The organism is Blastococcus sp. TF02A-35 (genome assembly GCF_004571075.1).
Taxonomy (GTDB): Bacteria; Actinomycetota; Actinomycetes; order Mycobacteriales; family Geodermatophilaceae; genus Blastococcus.
Map to the genome: position 1 here is coordinate 54,071 of NZ_SPQP01000024.1, position 6,000 is coordinate 60,070.

Here is a 6,000-nt window from a genome sequence, read left to right on the forward strand (position 1 = left end):
CTCGACGACGGTCTCGGGGGTCTCGGTGGCGGGTCGACCGGCTCGGCCGGGACGTCGACCTGCTCGGGCTCCTCCGTCGCCGGCTCCTCGGCCTCGACCACGTCCTCCGCGGGCGCCTCGTCCTCGGACGAGGGCAGCTCGAACGGGGTCACCGTCTCCACCGCCTGGGCCACGGTGTCCTGCACCGGCTCGGGCAGCGCGCCCGCGGCGCCCGCCCCGGTGACCCCGGCGGCGGCGATGCCCAGCCCGGTGGCGACCTGCGCCGCGGTGCTCGCGCCGGCGATCTTGGCGACGACGGCGGCCAGTCCCTCGAGAAGTGCCATGGGTGTGTGCTCCTTGCGAACGCGCGCCGCGGGTGCGGCTCCTACGTCCTCCATCGGCACCGACGGCCCACTGCTGCAGGCGGATCACCCGGACGGGCGGTCAGACGACGTCGGTCGCCTCCGTGTGCCGCACGCCCAGCTGGTCGGCCGCCTGGCCGAGCACGTCCTGCACCGCGAGCGTGTCGGCCAGCGGCATGACCGCGCTCTCGGTGCGCCCCGCGCGCAGGCACTCGGTGACCTCGACGAGCTCGTGCGCGTACCCGGCGCCGGTCTGCGGGCGGGTGATCTCCTCGGGCTCCGCGCCGTTGCGGTGCAGCACGATGGTCTGCGGGTGGTGGAAGCGCGGCTGGACGTCGATCCAGCCCGTCGTCCCCACCACCCGGGCGGTGCCCGGCAGCGCGTACCGCAGCGACGTCGTCAGGGCGGCGTTGCGGCCGTCGTCGTAGCCCAGCAGGATCGCCGCCTCCGCGTCCGCGCCGGACGGGAACACCGAGCCGGTCGCGACCACGCGGTCGGGGGTGCCGAGCAGCATCTGGGCGAAGGAGACGACGTAGACGCCGAGGTCGAGCAGGGCGCCGCCGCCGAGCTCCAGGGCGAAGAGCCGGTCGACCGGGTCGTACTCCCGGGCCACCCCGAGGTCGGCCTGCACCGACCGCACCTCCCCGATGGCGCCGTCGGCGACCAGGTCCCGCAGCGTGACGACGGCCGGCTGGAAGCGGGTCCACATCGCCTCCATGACGAAGGTCCCGCTCTCCCGCGCCAGGTCCACGACCTCGGCGGCCCCGGCGGTGGTGGCGGTGAACGCCTTCTCCACGAGCAGCGCCTTGCCCGCACGCAGGGCGGCGATGGCGAGGGCGTGGTGCTGGGGGTGCGGCGTCGCGAGGTAGAGGACGTCGACCTCGGGGTCGTCGATGATCGACGCGTAGGACCCGTGCGCCCGCTCCAGGCCGTGCCGCGCGGCGAAGGCGTCGGCCCGCTCCTGCGACCGGGAGGCGACGGCGACCGCCCGCGCGCCCGGCACGTGCGCGAAGTCGGGCACCACGCTCTCCGCGATGCGACCCGGTCCGACGATGCCCCAGCGGATCTCGTTGCTCACCGGGCAGACGCTAGCCGGGGCGCGCGAGACTGCTCCCCGTGGCCGTGCTGATCGACAGTCCCGTGTGGCCCTGGCGCGGCCGCCGGTGGTCGCACCTGGTCAGCGACGTGTCCTACGAGGAGCTGCACGCCTTCGTCGAGGCCGAGCTCGGCATCCCGCGGCGGGCGTTCCAGGGAGACCACTACGACGTCCCCGAGGACCTCTACGACGTCGCCGTCGAGGCCGGGGCGCAGCCCGTGGCCTCGCGGGAGCTGCTCAGCCGGCTGATGGCGGCGGGGCTGCGCGCCCGGAAGCCCCGCCTCCCCCGGCCCGCGACCTGAGCAGCGCGAGCTCCGCGCCCAGGTTCGCCCGGGCCCGGGGCTCCCAGCCGGCGACGGCGGGCAGCCGGTAGAGCCGGGGGAGCGCCAGCAGGTGCTCGAGGACGGCGACCCGCCCGGCGGTGAAGACCTCGTCGGACAGGTGCCCGTACTCGGCGCGGACGGCCGACGCGTAGGCGGCGTAGGCCTCCGGCGGGCCGGCCAGCACGGCCAGGTCGGCGTCGCAGAGCACCGCGCCGTTCGCGTCGTCGGGACCCGGGTCGTGGGTGGCGGTGAGCAGCACCAGCCGCACGACCTCCGCCACGCGGTCCTCGGGCACGAGCCCGCGGAGGCCGGCCTGCGCCCGCTCGGCGCTGACCTGCTCGTTGTCGGAGCGCTGCGGGTCGTAGACGACGTCGTGGTACCAGGCCGCCAGCAGGACGGCGTCGCGGTCGGGTGCCCCGGCGGCGAGCCGGCCGGCGACCCCGAGGACGGCGGCCAGGTGGGCGAGGTCGTGGTACCGCCGGTGCGGCTCGCCCCAGGCGGCGACGACGGCGGCCCACTCGGTGCGCGAGGTGGGGGAGTCCCCGGCCAGCGCCGCCCAGGCGTCGAAGCCGACGTGCGTGCTCACCGTAAGCCGCAGGTGCGCAGGGCCAGCAGCGCGAAGGCGCGGGCGGCGGTGACCAGCTCGGCGACCGGCACGTGCTCCAGCGGCCCGTGCGCGAGCTCGAGGTCACCGGGCCCGTAGTGCAGGGTCGGGATGCCGGCGGCCGCGTACAGGCGCAGGTCGGTGCCGGCGCTCACGGCCCGCTCCGCGGGCCCGGGACCTCCGGCGTCCACGACGCACGAGCGGACCGCCGGGAGCAGCGGGTGCCCGGGTGGGAGCTGCCCGCTGGCGAAGGCGCCGCCGGTCCAGGTCAGCCGGGCCGGGTGCTCGGCCAGCCACGGGTGCCCGGCGCACAGCTCGGCGACGCGGTCCTCCAGGGCGGCCCGTGCGACCTCGACCGGTTCGCCAAGGCGCACGCCGTAGCGGCCCTCGGCCACCAGCCGGTCGGGGACCGAGCTGGCCCAGTCGCCGGCCTGGAGCCGTCCGACCGACAGGCCGTAGGGGAAGGGGACGTCGCCGAAGCGGGGGTCTGCGTCGACCTGGCGCTCCGCCTCGAGCTCCTGGAGCTCGGCGTGCAGGTGCGCGAACAGCTCGATGGCGCTCACCCCGCGGTGGCGCAGCGCGGCGTGCGCGGCGTGCCCGGACACCTCCAGCCGGAAGGTGAGCGCGCCGGCGTGCGCGGTCATGACCGACCCCGCCGTCGGCTCGGGGATGACGCAGACGTCGCCGGTGTGGCCGCGGCGCAGCGTCGCCCAGGCGCCGAGCCCGCCGTCCTCCTCGCCGACCACCGCGTGCAGCGCCAGCGGACGGGCGAGCCGGACGCCCGCCGTCCGCAGGGCGTGCACCGCGGCGAGCGAGGCGGCGACGCCGGCCTTCATGTCGCAGGCCCCGCGGCCGTGCACGGCACCGTCGGCGATGCGGGGGACGAAGGGGTCGCCGGCCCAGAGCGACCGGTCGCCGGGCGGTACGACGTCGGTGTGCCCGGCGAGGACCAGCGCGGGGGCGCCGTCTTCGGCGCCGGGAACCGTGCCGACGACGCCCCACGCCTCCGTCCGGTCGACCTCCTGGCCCGGGGCGTCCGGGGCGGAGGCCGCCTCGGCGAGGTCGATGCGCCAGCGGTCGACCGCGCAGCCCAGCTCCTCCAGGCGGTCGGCCACCTGGTGCTGGATCTCGCTCTCCGCCGCGGAGCCGCCCACCGACGGGACGGCGACGAGCTCGCAGAGGCGGGTCACCGCCCACTGCTCGTCGACGGCGGCCAGCACCCGCGACTCGAGGGCGGTGAGGTCGGCCATGCGCCGGAGTCTGGCACGGGCGCGGGTTAGCTTGGCCGCCGTGACCCGACCCCCACCGCCCGGCTGGTACCCCGACCCGGCGGGTGGCCCGGCCGCCCGCTGGTGGGACGGCCAGGGCTGGACCGAGCACCTCCAGCAGGCGCCCGTGCAGCAGGCGGTCAGCGGGCCCTCGCTGTACGACCAGCCGGTGCTCGTCGTCTCGCAGCGGACGAAGCTCGTCGAGCTCACCAACGAGTACGCGGTGTACGACGGGCAGGGGCAGCAGGTCGGCGCGGTCGTCCAGGTCGGGCAGTCCACGGTCCGGAAGGCCGTGCGGCTGCTGTCGAGCCTCGACCAGTTCCTCACCCACCACCTCGAGGTCCGCGACGCGCGCGGCCCGGTGCTGGTCCTCACCCGCCCCGCCAAGCTCGTGCGGTCGCGGGTGGTCGTGCAGCGCCCCGACGGGACGACGCTGGGCGAGATCGTGCAGGCCAACGTCTTCGGCCGGATCCGCTTCGACCTGGTCGTGGGCGACCAGGTGGTCGGCAGCATCCAGGCGGAGAACTGGATCGCCTGGGACTTCGCCGTCCTCGACGCCGCGGGGACCGAGGTCGCCCGGGTCACGAAGAAGTGGGAGGGCCTGGCGCGGACGATGTTCACCACGGCCGACCGCTACGTCGTCCTGGTGCACTACCGGCTGCCGGAGCCGCTGGCCAGCATGGTGATCGCCTCCGCGCTGACCGTGGACACCGCCCTGAAGCAGGACGAGCGCGGCCTGAACTGAGGGCGTCGTGACCGCCGGCACGGCGACACGGCGGCGTCCCGGCGCGTACTGTGGGTCGAGTCCGGGCCGGGTGCATCGTGCCCCCGGGTGCCATTTGGTTATCGCCTTCACGGACTACCGCCCCGACCTCGGTCGGGGGCCTGGAGCCGTGTTGTGCTCTCCGCCGCGAGGCGGCCGTCATCCGGTCCGGACCTCATCGACGAGCCCCCACCCGCAACGCCGGGTGGGGGCTCTCGTGCGTCCGGTCGAGGTGCCGGTCAGGGGTGACCGCTCTAGCGTGAGCCGGGTCACGACCGCACGACCGAGGGGGCACCATGGCGGGCGCGGTTCGGCAGGAGCAGGCGGGGGACCAGCACAAGCTCCCGGTGCGGACGCTGGTCTCGGCCAGCATCGGCAACGCGGTCGAGTGGTTCGACTGGACGGTCTACGCGACGTTCGTCGTCTTCTTCGCGGGGCAGTTCTTCCCTGGTGACAACGAGGCGCTGAAGCTGATCGGCGCCACGTCGACCTACGCGCTGGCCTTCTTCTTCCGCCCGCTCGGCGGGCTGCTGCTCGGCCGGTTCGCCGACCTCAAGGGCCGCAAGGCGGGGATGCTGCTGACCATCCTGCTGATGGCCGGCGGGTCGATGGTCATCGCGATCCTGCCGACCTACGAGCAGGTGGGATGGCTCGCGCCGATCCTGCTGCTGCTCGCGCGCGTGGCCCAGGGCATGTCGCTGGGCGGCGAGGTGTCCAACGCCTCGGCCTACCTGGGCGAGATCGCGCCGCCGGCCCACCGCGGCCGCTACTCGTCGTTCTTCTACGTCTCCACCGGCTCGGCGCTGCTCGCCGCCTCCCTGCTGGGTGTGCTGCTGACCAGCGTGCTCAGCGACGACCAGCTGGAGAGCTACGGCTGGCGCATCGCCTTCTTCATCGGCGGCGTGCTCGGCCTGGTCGGCATGTGGCTGCGGCGCTCCCTGGTGGAGACCGAGCAGTTCGAGGAGAACGCGGAGAAGGCCCGGGCGACGAAGAACCCGCTGCTGCAGACGATCAAGCACCACCCGCGGGCCGTGCTCCAGCTGTGCGCCTTCACGCTGCTGTCGACGCTGTCGTACTACACGTTCTTCAGCGCCCTGACGCCGTTCGCGATCAGCTTCCGCGACGCCGACGAGACCGACGTCTTCATCGCGCTGTCCATCGGGACCGCGCTGTTCGTCGTCCTCTGCTACCCCTTCGGCAAGCTCTCGGACCACATCGGGCGCAAGCCGCAGCTGCTCATCTGGTCCGGGGCCATGGCGGTGCTCATCGTGCCGCTGTCGTTCCTGGTCCAGGACAACCTGGCCTCGCTGATCGTCGTCTTCTGCGTGGGCCTGGGGCTGTACGCCCTGATGGCCTCCATCGCCCCGGCGATCATGAGCGAGCTCTTCCCGACCGAGCTGCGGGCGACCGGCATCGGCGCCTGGTACAACCTCACGGTCGCGCTCTTCGGCGGGACGGCGCCGCTGGTGATCACCGCGCTGTCGGACGCCGGGCGCCCGCTCTGGTTCTTCATCTACGTGGCGGTGGCCGCCGCGGTGGCGTTCGGCGTGATCCTCACGCTGAAGGAGACCAAGGGGACCGAGCTGCGCTGAGACGCCGAAGGGC

Annotated in this window: 6 protein-coding genes; 3 read left to right on the forward strand and 3 right to left on the reverse strand. The window is 74.5% G+C overall.

Features of this window, described 5'->3' with window-relative positions:
- Positions 1–423: 423 nt before the first annotated feature.
- Positions 424–1,419 (reverse strand): Gfo/Idh/MocA family oxidoreductase, encoded by a 996-nt coding sequence (locus E4P43_RS12735; protein ID WP_135145831.1) that lies wholly within the window; start codon positions 1,417–1,419, stop codon positions 424–426.
- Positions 1,420–1,457: 38 nt separating this feature from the next.
- Between E4P43_RS12735 and E4P43_RS12740 the strand changes: the two genes are divergently transcribed.
- Entirely contained in the window at positions 1,458–1,739 is a 282-nt protein-coding gene (locus tag E4P43_RS12740; RefSeq protein ID WP_135145832.1) for a DUF4031 domain-containing protein, read from the forward strand.
- On the opposite strand, the gene E4P43_RS12745 is transcribed toward E4P43_RS12740, so the two are convergent.
- Positions 1,675–2,346 (reverse strand): metal-dependent phosphohydrolase, encoded by a 672-nt coding sequence (locus E4P43_RS12745; protein ID WP_135145833.1) that lies wholly within the window; start codon positions 2,344–2,346, stop codon positions 1,675–1,677. The genes E4P43_RS12740 and E4P43_RS12745 overlap by 65 nt on opposite strands.
- On the reverse strand, positions 2,343–3,614 hold the full coding sequence (locus E4P43_RS12750) for an ArgE/DapE family deacylase (protein WP_135145834.1): 1,272 nt from the start codon (positions 3,612–3,614) through the stop codon (positions 2,343–2,345). Before E4P43_RS12750 ends, E4P43_RS12745 begins: the two co-directional genes overlap by 4 nt.
- Positions 3,615–3,654: 40 nt before the next feature.
- Between E4P43_RS12750 and E4P43_RS12755 the strand changes: the two genes are divergently transcribed.
- On the forward strand, positions 3,655–4,377 hold the full coding sequence (locus tag E4P43_RS12755) for a phospholipid scramblase-related protein (RefSeq protein WP_245159110.1): 723 nt from the start codon (positions 3,655–3,657) through the stop codon (positions 4,375–4,377).
- Positions 4,378–4,691: 314 nt separating this feature from the next.
- Positions 4,692–5,987: an MFS transporter gene (locus tag E4P43_RS12760; RefSeq protein WP_135145836.1), complete on the forward strand. Its 1,296-nt coding sequence runs from the start codon at positions 4,692–4,694 to the stop codon at positions 5,985–5,987.
- Positions 5,988–6,000 lie beyond the last annotated feature (13 nt).